The following is a 19,601-nucleotide window of genomic DNA, read 5'->3' on the forward strand; positions in this document are numbered from 1 at the left end:
AGGGTTTTGATGATATCCGGGTCTCCCGTGTTTGGGCTCTTCTCTTTTTTTGGTAATCAGTCACCAAAAAAGTCCTGGATCTCCTGCTGGCCCTGCTTTCTGCCTCTCCTGGCCTGCACCCGATCACCAGACCTCTCCGGAGAAAGGGCCTTTTCCGGCCCAGGCTTTCTGCCTCTTCTGCCTGTTTCTTTCGGATCGCTTCTCCTCTCCTGCTGCCTCTCTTCGGGATACCTGGTTCTGCCGTCTGTTTTTTCTGTACCTTCACGCTCTATCTGGCCGATGATTGCTTCTGCGGTCTTCTGGCCGATGATCCGGCCAATCACCGAAACACCGGCAGCAGCAACAGAGGCCGGGGTATCATATCCGCTGTTGAAGAGCTGACGGGCACGGACACGGCCGATTCCCCTGAGCCGGATGAGTGGCAGGAGCTCTTCCTTTATACCATGACGGATCCGGATCTCCAGGTTGCTTACCTCACGCAGGAGATCGGGGTTCTCCCGCCGGGTGATCTCCCGCGCCCCATGGACGATCCAGCCGATCCCCTCGACAAGCCCGTGGATGTCTCCAGGTCCGATTCCAAAGCGCTCAGCAATCATCTCGATTGAGAGTTCATTGATCCAGTCATGGAGGACAAGTGCGGTCTTGATGGCGCAGACGATCTCCTCGTACCCAAGCCATGGAATGGCATCTTCGGGCCTCCCGATGAGAAACTCCTCTTCCTGCTCTTCCATGACCACTTCGATGATGTCACGGTCAGCGGCTCTCAGATAGAGCCTGAACATATCAGGGGTTGCACAGAGGAGATGGAGGAGGCCAAACGGCGTGACGAGATCCCTTTCCTGCAGTGCGTCTGCGATCATCACTGCAGACCGCGGGTCAAGATAGAGACGGGATGTGAGACTGCCAAGCTCTGTTCCCTCAACCCTCCCCCCGAGATCGATTATCATCTCCATCTCCTCGAGATCCCGTATCACCCGGTTGCAGATCCGGTTCAGGTGCTTCAGGTTTGCATGGCGTGCTCCATAGAAACTCCCCTCAAAGAACCCGGAGATGGCATCGGTGTCTGTTGCTTCCCCTCCTGTTACAAGAGCAAGTATCCGGGAGAGAAGGGCGGATCGTGATGCGCACTGTGAATCGATCTCTTCTGCGCCAGCTTCAATGAACTCTTCAAAGAGCTGGTCAACCTGGGTTTTGTTCCGTCCGATAAGGACAGCCTCTCCAAAGGGGTCAAGGCCGGGCCTCCCTGCCCGTCCGGCCATCTGACGGTATTCCCTGACGGGAATTGGCACCTGCCCCTCTCCGGGGACAAACCTGTGGACGCTGTTGATGACGACCCGGCGTGCGGGGAGGTTTAAGCCTGCTGCAAGGGTGGGCGTTGAGGCGATCGCCCTGATTGTATTCTCCCTGAACCCCTGCTCCACCAGTCTCCTTGCATCCCGGGAGAGCCCGGCATGATGGAAGGCTGCACCGTTTCTGATGCAGTCTCCAAGACTTTGGGCAACCGAGCTCTCATCAGCTTTTTCAATGCTGTCTGCAATATCGTGGAGAGCGGGATTCTCAAGGCGGAGTGCGGCGGCGATTCGTTTTGCAGCACCTTCGGCATTCCTCCGGGAGGAGACAAAGACGAGTGCCTGGCCGCCGGAATCGATTGTGTCAAGACAGAGGTTGGTATCGGGATCCTTCTTCTCTGATGGAACAACCAGTTCACACCCATCGGCAAACCGGATCGCGCCACGGAAATAGACCCCTTCCCTGAGATCGACCGGGCGCCAGTCCGACTCTATCAGTTCCGCATTGAGCCATTTTGCGAGTTCGTTGGGGTTTCCTATGGTTGCGGAGAGGCCGATTACCTGGATAGCCGGCTTTCTCTTCCGCATTGTGGTGATCACCATCTCAAGGGTTGCTCCACGGCTCTCGTCACCGATGAGATGAATCTCGTCGATGACAACAAGGCTTACCTTCTCTATCCAGCCTGCCCGGTTTCTCAGGAGGCTGTCAACCTTCTCAGAGGTGGCGACGATGATATCGGATCTCCCGAGGATCTCATCTTTCCTGTCAAAATCACCGGTTGCTATCCCGATTCTGACACCTTTCCCGGAAAACTCCTCGTACTTCTCACTTGCCAGAGCCCTGAGGGGGACGATATAGAGGCATTTCCCCCCTCTCTTGATCTGGTGGTGCATCGCCATCTCCGCAACAAGCGTCTTGCCACTTGCGGTAGGTATGGAAATCAGGAGGTTTTTCCCCTCAAAGAGCCCTCTCTCAATACATGCTGCCTGGGGTGGATAGAGTGTGCGGATACCTCTTGCGTAGTACTGACCCACCAGGTCCTCCGGGATCGGCAAACTCTCAAGAGGCACCCCCGGAACCCCTTTATTTCCATTGGAAAGCTCATCCGACACAGCGATCACATCGATACATTCATATCAGGAGCCCTGAATTATTTTTCTCTCCCATCCTTCGTCGTTATCTCTCTATTAGCTGGTAAATATGAGGTTTTTTACAATTCAAACCCCAATATGCCAGCTCTCTTTCCTGCATCCGGTAGCACCAATTGAGGGCACCACTACCCGGACTCCAACTCATGCGATCCCCCATTGCCCTGATCTCCACACTCACTTCCCAATCCGGCTTGTCGAGTACGATCTGCAAAATGTCTGGAGGCATTCACTCAATCCATGGAAAGGATACCTGGTCTATTCACGGTATCCCGATATGGCTCCTGGTTAGTAGTAGTAGCCGATCAGATCCTGTTTCGCCTCTTTCTTCCTCTTGTCGAGGAAGCCAAAGACGCTTGCATGGTCTGCGCCCTCAACAAGCATCTCGATTGCTTTTCGTGACGTCTGCACCGGCTCGGGAAGCCCGATGATCCCGACAGTCTTTCCATAGATTGATACGGCTGTGCCGGTCATGCTCTCGATCTGATCACGGGCTTTTCCGTCCCTGCCGATGATCCGCCCGCGGAGCCGGTTCATCTTCTGGGGGGTGTCAGCAACATTTGAGAGATCGAGGATATCAAGGATGATATCTTCATCTTCAAAGAGCCGGAATGCCCTCTCTGGTGAAAAACCTCTTCCGAGAGCCCGTATTACCTCGGTTGCCCTGAGCACGCCGACTGCGTCCTCCCCGTCAACCGTAACCACGCCTTCGGCGCTGTCTACCTGTATCTCAGCACCCGACTGCTCTTCAATAGCCTTCCGGGTTGCGCCACCTTTTCCAATGATGACCCCGATACGATCGGCAGCCACTTTCAGTTCCTGGATAGTCATAGTATATGCTCTCAAATTTTTTTATGGGGTGAAGAAGTCTTCACCAACGATCCCTCGCAAGATCTCGTGTTCATCCTGTATCTTGCACCGGTTCCCGAAATACCTGTTGATGTTTTTGATATCCCGGAAGAGGAAGCGGTGGGCAGAGGGGTGCTCCGGGGTCACTGCCTGGCCCATATCAATCAGCCAGAGCCTCCCGTCTCCATGGAGGATATTATACTCTGAGAGATCCCCATGGATGAGCCGTGCCTTCTGGTAGAGATCGGTAATGATGTTCAGGATTTCGGTATACGCTGCCTCGGCATCGCCTGGTGGTGCAAGCCTCAGCTGGGGATAGGGAACTCCTTCCCTTCCCAAAAACTCCATGATCAGGATATTCCGATCAAAGGTGATCGGTTCAGGCACAAAAATCCCCGCTTCATGTGCACGGGAGAGGTTTGCGTACTCTTTCCGTGTCCATGCGAAGATGATCTCTTTTTTTGTCTTCCTGATACTGGCAAACCGCGGATCCCCGAGAATGTATTCGCTCATGGCATTGAAGTTCCCGGTCCGGATCCGGTAGATCTTGATGACGCAGTCAATGCCTCCCTCCCGCTCTGCAATGAAGACGTTGGCCTCCTTGCCGGTGGAGATTGATCCCCCAAGAGCGGTGAATTCTTTTTTGTTTGCAAGCTTGTAGAGTGCATGGAGCGTCACCTCATCAAAGACCTCGTCTCTGACCTTCCGCTGGTCGGTATCCCGTATCCTGATACCCATCCGGGAGAGCTCACGGTCGAGCTTCTCTACCCGGAGATCTGTTTTTTTGGCTTCCTCTCCCCGCCGGACCATCTCCTCTTATCCCCGTTTCGTGCTCATAATAAACTCGTATGCTGGTTGGAGCACCTCGGCAAGTCCTTCTGCACAGGCGTTCTTTGCATCCATTGGATGGATCTCTCCTGCTGCAAATGCCGCCTCAAATGCCTCCATGGAATCGAACCCGACGTCGCCACCGTATTTTTCAGGTCTTTTGATCTCGATTCTTCCAAGACGCGGGAAGATATGGTGTGTAAAGATCTCTATGATCGGGTTCTCGTGGATCTCGGGCGGACAGTAGGCCTTTTTGATCTTCTTCCTGATCTCCTCCTCGGAATCAGCAACAGATATGACGTTTCCGGCTGACGACGCCATCTTCTTCCCGTCCAGGCCCTGGATGATCGGGGTGTGGATGCAGACGGGCGGTTTCTTATCGATTGCCCCGAGATGTTCGCGGGCGAGCATATGGATCTTCCGCTGGTCGATCCCCCCGACGGCGGCATCGACATTGAGTGCTGCAATATCAACCATCTGCATGATCGGGTAGACCATCTGTGACACGGTTGGTGCCTCCATTGCCCGGCCAACCTCATCCATGCTCCGTTTTGCCCGGTTCAGTGTCACCTGCTGGGAGAGTTCGAGGACATCCAGCTGATAGTCGGGGTTCAGCTGGAGATCGGTCCCGATCACAAATTCCGCTCCCTTGAGCCCGACTGCCTCAATACAGGCCCTGTTATATTCTGCAAGCTCCCGGACCTCTTCCAGTGTTCCTTTCCGGTTGAGGAACGCGTGGAGATCGGCGAGGAGAACGACCACGTGAAAACCCGCCTCTTTCATATCGATGAGTTTGTTGATGGTGACGAGATGGCCGAGATGGATCTCTCCTGACGGTTCGTATCCTGCATAGACGGTTTTTTTCTGCTGGGAGAGGGTCGTGCGAAGCTCTTCTTCCGTGATGATTTCCACGGTATTCCGCGCCACGAGATCAAATGGATCCATGGCATACTATTTGGCAACCTGAGGTGTTTAATGTGTGGGAAAAACGCGCCCCCGGAATGGCTGAACCACGAAGCCCGGGTTCCGATCCGGCAACACCTCTCTCTTTATTTCGGTTGGTGCCAATTGGAAGCGCCAATCGGAGGCGGTATGAGAGAGCGGCAGTACACTTGCCAGAGGGCATTCACTCACATGCTGCGGGGCTTGCAGCTATTGCCCGGATAATGGAAGAAGAAGGTATCGTGGAAGAAGAAGCCATCGTGAAAGAAGAAGCCTGCAGGAGCGTGAACGAAACCAACCGGGTGGATACCTGGGAAAAAGCCAAAAATCCCAACGAGCCGCCTGCCTGGACAGAAACAGGGGAGAACCCCTTCAATTTTTGCGATCCCGTCTCAGACGACCGGTTTATCAATCGAAAAGAGGAGCTCTTTCGGCTGAAATCATATCTTCGAAACGGCAGAGACGTTCTCCTCGTCTCGCCCGGCGGGTATGGCAAGACGTCCCTTATCCTCCGTGCATTGCGGGATCTTGACGGATCTGTGATCGGGATTCTTCCTGACGCAGCTGCGCTTCGCTCCCCTGCTGATCTCGCAACTGCCCTTTCCAGGAGCAGCAGCCCTCGCTCATCCCTCTCCAGGCTGCGATCCACCATACAAAGGCTTCTCCTTGGAATAGAACTGAAGATAACCATTGAAACGGATCCTGCAATTACTATCTCTCCTGTATATGCCGGATCTGCAGAAACCTGGAAGACTGCCCTTTCTCTCCCGGTTCGACTTGCCAGGGAGAAGAACTGCAGGGTTGTTCTTGTCTTTGAACACTTTGCCCTGGCCGCTGGTACTGTTTTGCTTCAGTATCAGCTGAAAGAAGCATTGTATCATCTGAAAGAGGCATTTGGTGAGAAAAGCAATGTCTCCTGCTGCTTTCTCCTGGACAGGCCACATATGATCTCCCGTCTCTTCGGCTCCCCTTCAGGCCCGCTCTCTGCATCCGCTGCCCTTCTCTCCCTCCCCCCTCTTCCAATGGAGGCAACAGCACAGGCAATCGCGAGAATGTTTTGGGAAAGCGGTATCAGAACAGCTCCCGGTCTCCCTCAGACGATCTGCGAAAGGGTGAGGGGCCATCCCCGCTCTCTCATGCGCATCTGCTATGAACTCTGGCAGCGGGGGTCTTCAGGGATCACTCCTGATGAGGATGATCTCGATGATATTCTCAGGGGGCTGGTTGCCGAGGCGGATCTCCTGTACTCGTCTCTCTACTGGTCTCTCCCAACAAACCAGCGAAAGGTTCTCCTTGCGGTAGCTGCTGGAGAGGAGAAACTCTATGCCGGAGCATGTATGCGGCGATTTCATCTTGCATCGGCTGGCAGTGTCCATGCCGGTCTCCGCGGCCTTCATGCGGCAGGCCTGGTCTGGAGGGCCGGGTCGGGATACTGGATCCCGGAGACGCTCTTTCTCCTCTGGATCAGGGAAAGAAATGGCTTGGAATGAAAAAAGGTGTCAGGAGATGATTTTGCCAGTCTTACCGGATCGGCGTGAACCCAAGTGAATGGTTGGTGAGCGCAATTGATTCTTCTGCATCGGTAATGGTGCCCATCATCGCCCGGATACAGTCGATCGTCTCCACCACCACGTCTGCTTCCTGGTGAATTGCCTGGAAGAAGGTGAGATCGTCTCCATCAACAGCTATCGACTCCTCGAATACGCCGTTCTCCCAGAGATCTGATCGTGGCCGGCCCAGGTCCATCACGTATTCTTTCAGTTCAGCCGTGGATGTGATCCCGGTCTCTTTCCTGATAAGCCCGATCCTGGGGTTCTTCCTGATCAGCTCAAGAATCCTCTCCCGGTCTCCTGGTTTTTCCAGATCCATCTGGACAACATGCATATGCATCATCGTTGTCGGCACAATCAATGCCGTTGTCACTATCCTGGTATCCGGGAGAACCGACTGGACATCAGGGCCGTGGTGGGACGGTATCGTCACGGGGTTTAAGACGATTGCGTCAATCGGCCCCCGCTTGATATCGCCCGGATCGCCGCCGCGGCGGATCATCGTTGCGCGTGTCTTTCTGATGCCAAACTCGTCGCCGATGAGCTTGATCATCCGGCAGAGACCGGTGGTGTTGCAGGAGACAACCCGTGCATAATCCCTTTGAATGGCGTCTGGGTAATTGCATGATGAAGAGAAGGAGAACCCTGCAACCTCGTGGTCCTCGCCGCCCTGCCAGATGGCCTTAATACCGGCTTTCTCATACAATGCACGGTTCTTTGCACCAACGCCGCCGGGTGTTGCGTCCACAACGATGTCGCAGGCAGCAAGCATCTCCTCAACCGATCCTGCAACAGGCAGCCCTGCCTTCTCAAATGCATCCTTCTTTGTGATATCTGCGATATACAGTGGGAACCCACGTGCTTTTGCGACATATGCCTCGCTTGATGGCTTTGTCTTGGATACCCCGACAACCGTCATATCCGGCTGGCAGGTGACTGCATCAGCAACCCGTTTTCCAATCGTTCCAAACCCGTTAATTGCAACCCGAATCATATCCATGAATGCTAAGTTTGGCATTATTAAGTTTCTCTCTCTTGGAATTCCAAGTAGGTCTGGAGTGTTCACCTGGAGCATTATGTATCTTCGCTTGCAAATTCAGAGAAGAATTCATCTGATACAAGTGCACCAGCCCCTGCCTCATCGACCATCAGCTGGGCATCAAGGGTGATCCAGGTCTTCGTCCGGTGTATGGGGTTTGTCGGGCAGAAACCCTCGGCCCTGAAACTGAAGGGGATGCCTTCCGGCGTTATGCAGTGGATGACGTCTGCTTTCAGCGGGTAAAAGGAGAGTCCGTCCCGCTCAAGGCAGGGGAGGCTTCCGTAACTGAGCGTCTCCAGTTTCGTGACTTCTGCTCCATCAAAGAGCATGACGAGATCGCGCCCGACTGCCTGGTCAATCAGGTCGACCCCGACCCCGGAGTCAGGGCTGTAGCGGTTGCCACGGATAAAGAGTGCGATTCCTGCCTCACCGAGCTCTCCTTCATCCTCAAGGCAGAACCCGCCGGTATCGAGTACAACCGGCAGTGAAGACGCATTCCGCAGCTTGAGGAGGGTAAACCAGAGCCTGACCCCGCGTGTGGTGGTGCAGTCGTATTCGTATGCAAAATCGACAATATGGGACCCGCGTATCGCACCCGCTATCTCTTCAATGATCTCACGGTTTTCTGGTTCCATATGAGTATACTGCATCGCCTGCACGCTATCCGGATACTCAGTCTCTCCCCTTCAAACTACATCAAGATACCTGAAACCAGATACCACAACCCTGTACCCTTGAGCATAACTGCTATGTAGGAGACCGCTCCTGATCAGTGGTATGGCAGATACCGCTCTTCTGATAGTTGATATGCAGAACGATTTTGCAGGCAGGGACGCTCCCCTCAGGGTGGCCGGAGCTGATGCAATCATCCCGCAGATACAGGCTCTCCTGCATCATTTCAGGAGAGAAGATCTCCCGGTGATTCATATCCTCAGGGTACACCGGATGGATGGTGCGGATGTCGAACATTTCCGGAGGGAGATCTTTTCCAAAACCCCGTTTGCGGTTGCCGGGACACAAGGTGCTGAGGTGATTGCTGATCTCTCCCCGGTGCCGGGGGAGTATATCATATCAAAGACGCGGATGAGCGGTTTTATGGGGACAGATCTCGATCTGCTGCTGCGATCGGCAGGCATCAGAACTGTTGTGGTCTCTGGTATCCAGACACCCAACTGCATCAGGACTACAGTCTTTGATGCAATGGCATATGGATATGATACCGTCGTTGTCTCTGATGCAACCGCTGCTGCCACACCAGAGATCCATGAGACAAATCTCCGTGATATGGCAGCAATCGGGGTCTCTCTCACCACGACTCATGCATATCTCTTTGGATGATTTCTGACCTTGGGAAATTCGATCATAGGATCCCTTTTGGTGAGACGAGACTATCAAGTAGTTTTGGGTTGATACCGGGTACACCATGCAGGCAAAAGTACCGGTATCGGAACTCAATTCCCGTCTCCTCCGGTTCCGGCAGCGGATGGAGAGATCAGCTCCTGACTGGGAGCTTGCGGCCTTCTTTGGAAAGATCAACCAGTACTACTTCACCGGGACAATGCAGGATGGTCTCCTGCTTGTTCCACGCGATGGCGATCCCGTCTACTGGGTACGCCGGAGTTATGACCGGGCTCTTCTGGAGTCACGATTCCCTGATATCAGGGAGATGCAAAGCTTCAGGGATGTGGCAGGTGCAATGGGCTCGTATCCCAAAACCTGCCATATCGAGACGGAGATCGTCCCGATAGCCCTCCTTGACCGGTTCAAAAAGCATATTCCGGTGACGCAGTTTGCATCTCTTGACACCCAGATCGCGTATACAAGAGCAGAGAAGAGCAGCTATGAGATCGAACGGATGAGGCGGTCAGGTGAAATCCACCGGTATGTGCTTGAGGATCGCGTCCCCGAACTCCTCTATTCCGGGATGAGCGAGGCGGATCTCGGCTGTCTTCTCCATACGACCCTGATCGAGGAGGGCCATCACGGGATCATCCGGTTCTCGATGTTTGGAAACGAGATCGTCCTTGGCCAGATCGCCTTTGGCGATCATTCAATCGCCCCGACATATTTCAATGGCCCTGGCGGGGCAGTCGGCCTCTCTCCGGCAGTCCCGCTGCTTGGGTCGCGTGAGCGAAAACTGCGGAAAGGCGACCTGGTCTTCCTGGATGTCGGGTGCGGGTATGAAGGCTACCATACCGATAAAACCATGATCTACCAGTTCGGCAGCCCCCTCCCCGATGAAGCCCTCACCGCTCACGAGGCCTGCCTTAATCTCCAGGAGAAGGCCGCATCACTTCTCCGTCCGCACGCAATACCAGCAGATATCTATAAATTGATCCTCGAATCGGTTGAAGAAGAGTATCTCCCGAACTTCATGGGTTTTGGCAGGAGGCGTGTTCCATTCATCGGCCATGGCGTCGGCCTGGAGGTTGATGAATACCCGGTCATTGCAGACGGGTTTACAGAACCCCTTGCAATCGGCATGACGATTGCCCTTGAGCCAAAGATCGGGATCGCCGGTGTCGGGATGGTCGGAGGCGAGAATACCTATCTTGTCGGGGCAGGCGGAGGAGAGTCGATCACCGGCACGAGCCCGGGGCTGATCGAGGTGGGGTTTTAGCCCCCCCTTTTGGATTCAGATTCCCGAATAGATTCCCGAACCAATAAGCCAGTCCGGGCCTGCCGGTACCACATAACAGAGTTTTACGCTTTCAAGGCCGGTTGCGGGGCTTGTGTGGGTGACATAGACAAATCCTCCACCCTCTTCTGCAACCATTATCTCCCATGCAACAGCCCTGACCCCGTACCTGTCCTCAAAGTCGAGCCGCTCTGATCCGATCTTTGCTGGCTGGTAGGGGAGGGCAAGTGTGGTGCCGTCATACCCATAGGCGAAGATGTAGTCATCCAGAAGCCCAAACTCTCCATCCTGGTCATTGAAGGCTGCAAGTGCCTCCTCTTTGCCATGTGCGTTCGCATACTCCCGTGCATGGTGGACACGGAGCACCAGTGCATCCCGGTCAGCTTCAGAAAACTCTGCCCTGATGCCGGAGAGATAGATGCCTGATCCAACAAACCAGGTCTCATCGACCGGCTGGACATACGAGAGTTTCAGATCCCTACCAAACCCGGCTGATGGATCAGGGTACACATAATAGATGCTGCCTCCACCGGTTTCTGCTCTCCAGCAGAGCCCGTCAATAAAGAGGACTCCATAGGGATCTGCTATCCCCCGCCTGTTCTCCCCGACGAGTCCGGGCTGGAAGGGGAGGGCAAGTGTGGTGCCGTCATATGCATAGGCAAAGATGTAGAGCTCCCCCCTGACAAAGTCGCCCTCGGGATCATTGAATGCCGACAGGGCCGCCTCTCTTCCATGGTCGCGTGCATATGCAGCAGCTTCTGCAACAAACGCCTTCATATTGTTGATATCTGCATCAGTCTTTGCGGCAGCTTCAGTCTCAGCGGCCGGATCTCTATGGGCTCCTTCATACGTGGTGACAACCACCCGCCATTCTGCACCATCGACTGCAACGGTTCCAAAGAGAGCTATCTTCCTCACCTCTTCCTGCCAGTTCCTGTCCCAGAAGGTATAGGTTGTTAATCCGCTCTCCCGGGAGACGATCTCCTGAAATGCCTCCTGGAGCCCGGGTTCCTGGTAGATGGGATCGGTGAAGATGTTCCGTCCGATCTCGTCTGCGGTTGTATCATAGATGACCCGTCCGCCTTTCTCGATGACCCAGATGTCATATCTGGTCGTGGCGATGATCGGCTCAACCATGCGGCCGATCATCTCCTCCGGCCGGTAGGTGATATCGGTGTAGCCGAGATAGTTTCCGTCCGCATCAAAGATGGGGCTGCTCTGTGATATGCCATAGAACCCCTCAACAAGCCAGAAGACATCCGAGACGATTGTCATCTGCTCGGTATTGGCTCTCTCTACAGCATCCTGGTACGAGAGATCCATGCCGACGAGATCGGTGTAGTCTTCTGGAACAGCTGCACGCACTACACCGTCTCTTCCGATGATCAGCGTCGAGATTCCATAGGGGAACATCTGAAGCCTCTCTTCGAGGTCCGGCAGCAGGTGGGCGGTGTCTTCGATTCCGTCTGCACCAGGCAGTGCAGCATTTGCTTCTGTCGCATCTGAGATGGCATTGAGCTCGGATTCAATGGCTTCCATTGATTCCTGGAGCACCTGCTCCATCATCCTGGTTTCGTCTCTTTCTTCCCTGTCGAGGCAGCCTGCGGCAGAAGCCGCCAGGATAAGCCAGGCAAGGATGCAGAGTGTCCACATTCGCATAGAGAAGGCTATGCAATTTTGGAGTATAAAATAGGGATGGGTGGAGAAAGGTTTATGATTTTGCTGATACAACTTTTGTATTAAACAAGTGAGATCGATGTCGCGACGAAATACGCGGTTTTCACGGGATATCCTCTACGAGGAGGATTCATTTGGGTATTTTGGTGATACACTGGAATATCTGGAGGCAAAGAATCCAAAACGAAAGAATCAAAAAGAGAAGTTCCGTTTACAGGGTGCAAAGAAGAAACCCGGCCTGCGGGATGAGTATGATGATACCGGTTTTCCCAATCCCCGTATAAAGAATAAAACAAAAGGCAGACAGACCGGTTTTGATCTGGATTCATTCAGGTAGGGTTCAGCCTTGCCTGTGGATTTGTTCAAATCAGGCATGGCTCCTCCACCCTGACCGGGAGACATGGATTGGAAGACAGAGGCGGATGGTGACTACCGTTTCCAGTCCTTCTTCATAGCTTCTCTTCGCATCTCATCAGGCATCAGTTCAATTGCATACCGAAGAGCCGTCCGGGGCATTCTTTGCTTCTTCTTCTGGACATACCAGAAGATCTCGTCCCGGTGCTTCCGGCTTGCCTCCTTCAAAAGCCATCCATATCCCTTCTGCACGAGATCGTCTGTATCCTCAAGGAGGATATCTGCGATCCAAAATACTGCATCCAGAAAATCCCCCTTCCTTGCAGGGACGATGAATGAGACTGCGGCTGCACGCCTGAGCCACCGGTTCCCTGATTCCGCCCAGCTGAAGAGCCGTGTGGAACAGTCCGGGTACTGCACCAGGAAGCTGCCGACGGTATGGTTGCAGAATGTGTCGCAGGTTGCCCAGTTTGTGATATAAGAATCAATCCAGTTCTCAAAGAGGATCAGATCAGCCTTTTCGAACCGGTCACTGAAATGCGGCAGCCATGCTGCTGCAATAAAAGACTCTTCCAGATACCCTGCAGCCAGCAGTTCCTCGCAGAGTGCAAATATCCCGGTTTTCTCCATCGTTTTCAGGGCAGGGAGATAGGATCGCGATAATTTTGTCACCTCGGCGGTCTTCAGGCCATAGGCGGTCACCTCCTCCCGGAAGAACCGCTTCCCGCTCTCTGCACGTGATGGATCGGCCCTTTCCTTTAATGAGGATCGGATCTCATCCAGGATTGCATGCATACAGGATATCCCAATTTCCGGGGCAATAATCGTTTCCTCGTAACCCGGCGTATTGTTCCGGCACCCCACTTTTTGGGCTCTCCTCATCGAACAAGCCCCCGTGTGTAGCGCCGCATCCAGGCGAATCCAAGGAGACCACCACAGGTGTTTCCTGCAACAATCCCCCACCATATCCCGCTTTCACCAAAGGAGAGGGATATGCCGAGCACCTGGATGAAAACAGCGATAAAGACGATGTTCCTGAAGAATTCAAGGATCAGTGCTGAGATACCCCTGCCTGTTCCCTGGAAGATGGCAGATGAGAAGATGCCTGCCGGGACAAAGGGGAAGAACCAGCAGATTGTCCTGAGGAATGCCGTGATACCCGGTGCGAGATGTGCGCTCTCAGCCGAATACGTGAAAATGACTGCGAGATATGGTGCCAGAAGCCAGGTGGCTGCCGTCAGGGCGAGAGAGATGACGATCCCATACCCTAGAGCAATTCTATGAACCTGGCGGAGTCGCTCAAAGTCCCGTGCTCCATATGATGCCCCTGCAAGTGAGATTAGGGCAACTGAGATCCCAATCAGCGGGATGATCGAGAAGAGAACCACCCGCCATCCCGCGGTATAGACTGCAACCCCGTCATTACCGCTGGTGGTGACAAGGAGGGCATTGATCAGGATCGCAACGACCGACATCATCACGAACTGGAGGCTTCCTGGGATCCCAACCCTGATGATATCTGCTGATATCTCCCGCTCCGGCCGGATATCCTTTCTCCTCAGGGTGACGTAGGTCTTCTGTTCAATACAGAGCCAGTAGGTGATCACAGCAGTTACAAGAAGAATCGAGATGACTGTAGCCCAGGCAGCACCGGCAACCCCAAGCCCCATCGGGTAGATGAGGATCGGATCAAGGATACAGTTGATCACAGCCGATGCACCCATTGCATACATCGTCTTTCTGGTTGATCCCTCTGCATTGAAGATGGCATACGAGATAGAGGCAAAGAGGAGGAAGGGAGTTCCTAAAAAGACGATCCTTGCATATTCGGCAGTCAGCGCAGTTGCATCCCCTGCACCAAGGAGGGCGGCTATGGGCTCTGCATACAGGACCAGACACGGTGTGATCAGAGCCGAGATGATCAGGATCAACCCTATTCCCTGCATCGCAGCCCGGCCAGCACCCATCCGGTCCCCGGATCCGATCCTCCTGGCTATTGCAGAGGTGACACCGGCACCAAGCCCGTTCCCAAGCCCGATCAGGATCAGGAAGAGCGGGGTGACAAACCCGACTGCGGCCAGTGCATCTTCCCCAAGTCCTGCAACCCAGATTGCATCAACGAGATTGTAGACTGACTGGAGGAGCATCGCGATGATGACCGGGATAGAGAGGTGTATGATCGCTTGTTTTGGGTCTCCTTTCAGGAGGGAGATTCCTCTGTGGCTCGTATGGGGTGGAGTGTTCATTTTTCTCTATCCGCACAATGGTTTGCTGTTTTGACTCCTGTGGAAATTCAGAGTATCTGTTGATCCGGAGATTGTTTGGAAAAGAAGCATTTTTTCAGTTACCCGTATGCCGCAAACTGATATGAAGTGTTGGAGTCTCCCGGGCGGACAGGTTTGTAACTGACAGGGACGACGGTTTGTGTTGGCAAAGCCACAGGTCTCAAAAACCTTAAGATCTTTTGGAAACGTTTTTCTATCTGGAAAAGAGACGTCCTGTATGGATAGTCTGGCCGTGCAGGGTCTCAGACTGGCAACGATCCTTGGAGCATTGTGCATAGCTGTGGTTATCGGGCTATTTTTCCAGCTTCCACTCCTTGCAATCCTTCTTGTGGCAGTTGCGGCGTATATCATCGGGGATCTTGCTCTCCGGCTGCCAGCTGCTTCTTCTCCCAGGAGAAGACGGGTCTGAAAGAGGGCAATTGTGATATTCCAGGAGACGATTGCACCTGTGTTCAGTATATAGCCTGTGGCGTTTCCTGGAATGCCCCCATATTCCCGGCGAAAAGCAGCAGGTTTCTTCACCTCAGCAGATGAATAGGTTCTATCAATGATGCTTCGGTGCGACCTGCATATTCATACCAGTCATTCGCGGGATGGCGAGAGCAGCGTGGAGATGATCGTCAGGAGGGCCGAAGAGGTCGGCCTTGACGCAATTGCGATCACCGATCATGATACCGTATCGGGCGCGCTCCATGCCCTGACCCTCCAGACACGGGTTATCATCATACCAGGCATTGAGGTCTCGACGAAAGAAGGCCATCTTCTCGTCCTCGGTGTGACCGAACCAATACCTGCGGGTCTCCCGGTCAGGCAGACGATTGCACTTGCCGAATCCATGGGCGGCGTGACGATCCTTCCACACCCATACCATATGTGGCGGCATGGTGTCGGCCTGAAACTGAAGGATGCGATCAGGCTTGTTGATGCGGTCGAGGCATTCAACTCCCGGTTTATTGTCGGCATGGCAAACCGAAAGGCTGCCAGGATGGCTTTAAAAGCCGGGAAGCCCTGTATCGGCGGGAGTGACGCACACCACTGGCGGTATGTCGGGTATGGATCAACCCTTGTTGAAGCCGATCCAACTGTTGCGTCGATCCTTGATGCCATTCGTTTAGGGAGAACTGTTGCCTCATGCAGAATGACCCCGCTTCACACCTACACCCGCCAGTCGATCCGGAGCACCTGGAAGAGACTGCGGCGCCGGTTGCCGAACCTCAAAATGTGAGAATTGCATTTCGGGTTGCCTATATCGGCACGCGTTTTTCAGGCTCACAGCTTCAGCCTGAAGCCCGGACAGTGGAAGGGGTTATCATCGATGCTGCCTGCCGCCTCGGCCTCTTTTTGGACTTCAGGGAGGCCCGCTTTCTCTCTGCCGGGAGAACTGATGCTGGCGTCTCGGCAGCCGGCCAGGTGATTGCATTCTCAACTCCGTATCCAAAACGTGCCGTCACAACACTCAACCGGATGCTTCCTCCCGACTGCTGGTGTACCGGGTGGGCAGTGGTTCATCCGGACTTTCACCCACGCCACCATGCAACGAGCAGAACCTACCGCTATAGCTTCCCCTCAGAGGGCCTCGATTGCAGTGCTATGGCAGACGCGGCATCCTGGTTTGTGGGTGAGCACGACTTCACCCGGCTTTCCCGTCTTGAGGCTGGACGAAGCCCGGTTCGGCGGATCATCTCTGCATCAGTCTTCTCAGAGGATGACGCCCTCATCTTCGAGGTGAAGGGAGAGAGCTTCCTCTGGAACATGGTGAGGGGGATGGCAACGCTCCTCCAGGCTGCAGGCACCGGTCTCATCCAGCCGGATCAGATCAGATCAATCCTTGCTGAAGAGGGGGCCAGGATACCGGCGGCACCGGCAGCCCCTCTCGTACTCTATGATGTTGATTTTGCTCTTGACTTTCATCAGATGGAGCCTTCAGAGAAAACACGCAGCTGGCTCGCTCTCGAGGAGGAGCGGATCATCGCAGAAAAAAAAGTGCTCGGGTGGTTATGCAGGGACAGCCTGGATATCCCGAGGAAGAAGCATACCTACAATAAACTGGGGCACCTGCTCTGATGTCCTGACCGCAAGATGGAAATTTGCAGTCCGTGGATCTGAAAGCCCCCGGTAATTGAGATAAATCTGGAAGTTTGTATCAACGACTGTGAGACCAAAAGTCTTGACAACCGCACGCCTCTCTGATATCAGCTTGTTCTCTCCCACCTCAAGCTTCTCTGTTGCACCATCAACTGCAATCATCATCTCGTCCTCTGTTGAGAGGGCAACCATGTCAATCCCACCGACGGTGACGGCCTTTCCAAGCGGGAACCAGACATCATAGGTGGTGGTATAGGGGTATGTCGCTCCATCCACTGGTGGATAGATCACAACATTGAGTGTTGCAACAACGGCAACAACCCCGATTAAGAGGATCACAAGCAGAATACCAAGGGTCTTCAGCCTGCTTTTCTTCTTCTTTTCGGGCTCCATGTACCTGATCTCATGGATCGTCTCTCTCTCCCGGGTTACCTGGGGAGATGGTTCCGGAGGTGTTGGCGGTGCCTCTACAGGTGGGTGGAGGGGATCCTGCTGAACCTCTGGTACGTCATCCTTCTTCTCATCATCTGTCATAGTGCATCACACACAAAGAAAAGACGTAATCAAAATATTTAAAGTATATGGGTGTGGCGCATGGTCGTTCTCACGATCGGAATAAGCGCCTGAATGAGTTCGAAAAGCGATCTGATTCGGATTCGTGCCCTGATCCTGATCGACCAGCTGGATTTGGTAAAATCCGGAACCACATTGATATGCAGGCGGCTGCCACTGCATGCTCCCCGGACTCCGGCAAGCCATCCATAGAGTTCCCCGGTTCTGCCGGCATCCCCGGTACCGATTGTTCCATTGATGTACAGGGAATCCAGTGAGACAGGAAGTTTCAGGATCTGCCGGAGAGGCAGATCAGCCAGTCCTTCAGTTGAGTCCAAAAGGTCTTCTGTCGTTTCGTCTTCACCGGTTTCTCCGCTCATTCCCCCCGGATCGCGCATCCCCTCCTCTTCAGGTGCCAGTTCTCCAGACCAGATCGTCCTGTTCAGGACCTGGATATAAAGCATCCGCTCAGGAGCGAGGAGGATCGTAACCGGCCCGACTGCCCCGCCCAGGTGCCACCCCCCGGGATCTGCCGATCCGAGGAGTGTCGTGCAGAAGGGAAGAAGAAAGGGGAGGATGATCCCCGCCAGGCATGCTGGTATGAGTATGATCAGGAAGAGATCCATCTACTCTTTCTTTGTACCCCTGACCGCCTCAATGACCGAGGGGAGGGATTCAGCAGCAGTCGAGATCGCCTGTGCCACCTCTCCCTTCTTTCCGAGGTTGAAGATCTGGATGCCTTCTGGTCCCTTGACATCCTGGTGAATGATCATAACTGCAATCGGGGTGACGCCTGCACCGGCACCGCCGCCGGCACCGCTGCCATCATCTCCCTTCCCCTCACCCCCTCCAAAGCCGAACCCGACTGAGGATATGGTGAAGATCGACCGGTCTCCTGATATGATTGGATCCGATACCAGGATATTTGATGATACCATCGTCTTGAGGTGCTCAAGGATTGCATCAAAGATTGTTCTCTCTGACATGGTAGTGAGATGGCATCACATGCAATATAAGGATGTGGCGTGCCGGGAGCAGGAGGGCCTTAAGACACATCTATACAACAATGTATAAATATGTTCATAACATACACTCTTCCATGCAAACTGATACATGCACTGCGGTGATGCCGTCGGACTGGCATCCCCCGCACCCGCGCTCTCTCTTCCCCTGAAGGGAGCAGATCCGGTTGCGGTCTATCATGCCCTTGCCGATGGGCCGGGGTATCTTCTTGAATTCCCGGGTCTCCCGGCAACAGTCGGTCTGGATGCTGAGGTGATCACCCTCCCACACGATCCCTATGACACCCTCAGGGCGATCTCATGTGACGGCCCCTTCTCTCCTGCAGGCTATCTTGGATATGAGGGAGGAGGCCATTTTCTCGCAGCAACTGATGCAGTCCTCATCTACCAGGACCAGGTTACCCTCTTCTCCAGAAGAGAGGGACGGGAAGGCAAGGCACGTCTTGCCAGGATGGCAGATCTGTTGCTCTCGTGTGATCTCGTCTATCCTCTCCCACCGGACAGGGAGATTCCCCGGGATCTTTCGGCGACCATGGATCGGCCCACGTATACAGATGGTGTCAGGAACCTGAAGTCGCATATCCGTGACGGCGACTGCTACCAGGCAGTCCTCTCCCGGAGAACAGATATCCCGTTTGTGGGACGCCCTCTTGGCATATATGCAAAACTCCGCTCACACAATCCCTCCTGTTATGGATACTTCCTTGATTATGGATATACACAGGTGGCAGGTGAGAGTCCTGAGATGCTTGTTTCAGCAGCAGGCAGCACCATTACAACTGTTCCGATCGCAGGGACACGCCCACGGGGTAAAAGCCCCGCAGAAGATGCGGTTTTTGCAGCCGACCTCCTCAATGATCCAAAAGAGCGATCTGAACACCTGATGCTTGTGGATCTTGCACGAAACGATATCGGGAGGGTTGCTGAATACGGCTCAGTTGCAGTCTCCCGGTATGCAGAGGTTGCCCGGTACCCGACTGTTCAGCATATCGTCTCAACAGTCACGGGGAAGGCTGCGGCAGGCCGTGACGGCTATGATGCCCTCCGTGCCTGTTTTCCGGCAGGAACGGTTACCGGAGCTCCCAAAAAGCGTGCAATGGAGCTTATTGCTGCTGCCGAGCATTCGCCCCGGGGCATCTATTCGGGTGCCGTTGGTATTGCAGGCAGGGAGTCGCTTGCCTTTGCGATCACCATCAGGACTGTTGTTGTCAGGGATGGGATTGCGTCTGTCCAGGCAGGTGCCGGGATCGTGGCGGGATCTGATCCGGATCGCGAGTTTGATGAGACGATGATGAAGGCAGAACATTGTCTCAGGGCAGTGGTCTCGGCAGGGGAGGTGTAG

General features: G+C 54.2%; 20 protein-coding genes. 8 read left to right on the forward strand and 12 right to left on the reverse strand.

Features of this window, described 5'->3' with window-relative positions; genetic code table 11:
* Nucleotides 1–56: 56 nt before the first annotated feature.
* The 4 genes from ABCO64_RS03705 to ABCO64_RS03720 all read right to left on the reverse strand — a co-directional run bounded on the left by ABCO64_RS03705 (nt 57) and on the right by ABCO64_RS03720 (nt 5,060).
* Nucleotides 57–2,411 (reverse strand): ATP-dependent DNA helicase, encoded by a 2,355-nt coding sequence (locus ABCO64_RS03705; RefSeq protein ID WP_343089211.1) that lies wholly within the window; start codon nt 2,409–2,411, stop codon nt 57–59.
* Between the two features lie 315 nt (nt 2,412–2,726).
* Entirely contained in the window at nt 2,727–3,269 is a 543-nt protein-coding gene (locus tag ABCO64_RS03710; RefSeq protein ID WP_253456367.1) for a KH domain-containing protein, read from the reverse strand.
* A gap of 21 nt (nt 3,270–3,290) precedes the next feature.
* Nucleotides 3,291–4,097 (reverse strand): serine protein kinase RIO, encoded by an 807-nt coding sequence (locus tag ABCO64_RS03715; protein WP_253456369.1) that lies wholly within the window; start codon nt 4,095–4,097, stop codon nt 3,291–3,293.
* Between the two features lie 6 nt (nt 4,098–4,103).
* Nucleotides 4,104–5,060 carry a tyrosine--tRNA ligase gene (locus tag ABCO64_RS03720; protein WP_253456372.1) on the reverse strand — a complete coding sequence of 319 codons (957 nt, stop codon included), beginning with the start codon at nt 5,058–5,060 and terminating at the stop codon, nt 4,104–4,106.
* Between the two features lie 167 nt (nt 5,061–5,227).
* On the opposite strand from ABCO64_RS03720, the gene ABCO64_RS03725 reads away from it, so the two are divergent.
* Nucleotides 5,228–6,547, forward strand: a complete 1,320-nt coding sequence (locus ABCO64_RS03725) for an ATP-binding protein (RefSeq protein WP_253456374.1) — start codon at nt 5,228–5,230, stop codon at nt 6,545–6,547.
* A 31-nt stretch (nt 6,548–6,578) separates the two neighbouring features.
* Here the strand turns inward: ABCO64_RS03725 and ABCO64_RS03730 are convergent, their stop codons facing one another.
* Both ABCO64_RS03730 and ABCO64_RS03735 read right to left on the reverse strand, forming a co-directional pair.
* A complete protein-coding gene (locus ABCO64_RS03730) occupies nt 6,579–7,601 on the reverse strand; it encodes a type II glyceraldehyde-3-phosphate dehydrogenase (RefSeq protein WP_253456559.1) in 1,023 nt (340 codons plus the stop codon).
* 80 nt (nt 7,602–7,681) lie between these two features.
* Complete coding sequence (locus ABCO64_RS03735; protein WP_253456376.1) at nt 7,682–8,281, reverse strand: hypothetical protein; 600 nt, start codon at nt 8,279–8,281, stop codon at nt 7,682–7,684.
* A 142-nt stretch (nt 8,282–8,423) separates the two neighbouring features.
* Between ABCO64_RS03735 and ABCO64_RS03740 the strand changes: the two genes are divergently transcribed.
* A complete protein-coding gene (locus ABCO64_RS03740) occupies nt 8,424–8,984 on the forward strand; it encodes a cysteine hydrolase family protein (protein WP_253456379.1) in 561 nt (186 codons plus the stop codon).
* Between the two features lie 85 nt (nt 8,985–9,069).
* Complete coding sequence (locus ABCO64_RS03745) at nt 9,070–10,266, forward strand: M24 family metallopeptidase (protein ID WP_253456381.1); 1,197 nt, start codon at nt 9,070–9,072, stop codon at nt 10,264–10,266.
* Between the two features lie 15 nt (nt 10,267–10,281).
* Here ABCO64_RS03745 and ABCO64_RS03750 read toward each other — a convergent pair whose 3' ends face one another.
* Complete coding sequence (locus ABCO64_RS03750; protein WP_253456384.1) at nt 10,282–11,943, reverse strand: cache domain-containing protein; 1,662 nt, start codon at nt 11,941–11,943, stop codon at nt 10,282–10,284.
* A 97-nt stretch (nt 11,944–12,040) separates the two neighbouring features.
* Here ABCO64_RS03750 and ABCO64_RS03755 point away from each other — a divergent pair, with 97 nt between their 5' ends.
* The gene (locus tag ABCO64_RS03755; RefSeq protein ID WP_253456387.1) at nt 12,041–12,298 is read left to right on the forward strand and encodes a hypothetical protein; all 258 of its coding nucleotides are present in this window, start codon (nt 12,041–12,043) and stop codon (nt 12,296–12,298) included.
* Nucleotides 12,299–12,390: 92 nt separating this feature from the next.
* On the opposite strand, the gene ABCO64_RS03760 is transcribed toward ABCO64_RS03755, so the two are convergent.
* Nucleotides 12,391–13,110, reverse strand: a complete 720-nt coding sequence (locus ABCO64_RS03760; protein ID WP_253456390.1) for a DNA alkylation repair protein — start codon at nt 13,108–13,110, stop codon at nt 12,391–12,393.
* Nucleotides 13,111–13,193: 83 nt separating this feature from the next.
* The gene (locus tag ABCO64_RS03765; RefSeq protein WP_253456393.1) at nt 13,194–14,561 is read right to left on the reverse strand and encodes an MATE family efflux transporter; all 1,368 of its coding nucleotides are present in this window, start codon (nt 14,559–14,561) and stop codon (nt 13,194–13,196) included.
* 256 nt (nt 14,562–14,817) lie between these two features.
* Between ABCO64_RS03765 and ABCO64_RS03770 the strand changes: the two genes are divergently transcribed.
* The 3 genes from ABCO64_RS03770 (at nt 14,818) to truA (ending at nt 16,664) form a co-directional block, all read left to right on the forward strand.
* Nucleotides 14,818–15,009, forward strand: a complete 192-nt coding sequence (locus ABCO64_RS03770; RefSeq protein ID WP_253456396.1) for a hypothetical protein — start codon at nt 14,818–14,820, stop codon at nt 15,007–15,009.
* 141 nt (nt 15,010–15,150) lie between these two features.
* Entirely contained in the window at nt 15,151–15,825 is a 675-nt protein-coding gene (locus ABCO64_RS03775) for a CehA/McbA family metallohydrolase (RefSeq protein WP_253456561.1), read from the forward strand.
* Nucleotides 15,732–16,664 (forward strand): tRNA pseudouridine(38-40) synthase TruA, encoded by a 933-nt coding sequence (gene truA / locus ABCO64_RS03780; RefSeq protein WP_253456399.1) that lies wholly within the window; start codon nt 15,732–15,734, stop codon nt 16,662–16,664. The genes ABCO64_RS03775 and truA overlap by 94 nt, the downstream gene beginning before the upstream one ends.
* Here the strand turns inward: truA and ABCO64_RS03785 are convergent.
* From ABCO64_RS03785 to ABCO64_RS03795, 3 genes are read right to left on the reverse strand one after another with little or no spacing between them, the layout of a single operon-like run.
* Nucleotides 16,596–17,219 (reverse strand): hypothetical protein, encoded by a 624-nt coding sequence (locus ABCO64_RS03785; RefSeq protein WP_253456402.1) that lies wholly within the window; start codon nt 17,217–17,219, stop codon nt 16,596–16,598. The genes truA and ABCO64_RS03785 overlap by 69 nt on opposite strands.
* 38 nt (nt 17,220–17,257) lie before the next feature.
* Nucleotides 17,258–17,863 (reverse strand): DUF2953 domain-containing protein, encoded by a 606-nt coding sequence (locus ABCO64_RS03790; RefSeq protein WP_343089212.1) that lies wholly within the window; start codon nt 17,861–17,863, stop codon nt 17,258–17,260.
* A complete protein-coding gene (locus ABCO64_RS03795) occupies nt 17,864–18,223 on the reverse strand; it encodes a spore germination protein GerW family protein (protein WP_253456408.1) in 360 nt (119 codons plus the stop codon).
* Nucleotides 18,224–18,350: 127 nt separating this feature from the next.
* On the opposite strand from ABCO64_RS03795, the gene ABCO64_RS03800 reads away from it, so the two are divergent.
* Entirely contained in the window at nt 18,351–19,601 is a 1,251-nt protein-coding gene (locus tag ABCO64_RS03800; RefSeq protein ID WP_253456412.1) for an anthranilate synthase component I family protein, read from the forward strand.

This window comes from Methanocalculus natronophilus (assembly GCF_038751955.1).
Taxonomy (GTDB): Archaea; Halobacteriota; Methanomicrobia; order Methanomicrobiales; family Methanocorpusculaceae; genus Methanocalculus; species Methanocalculus natronophilus.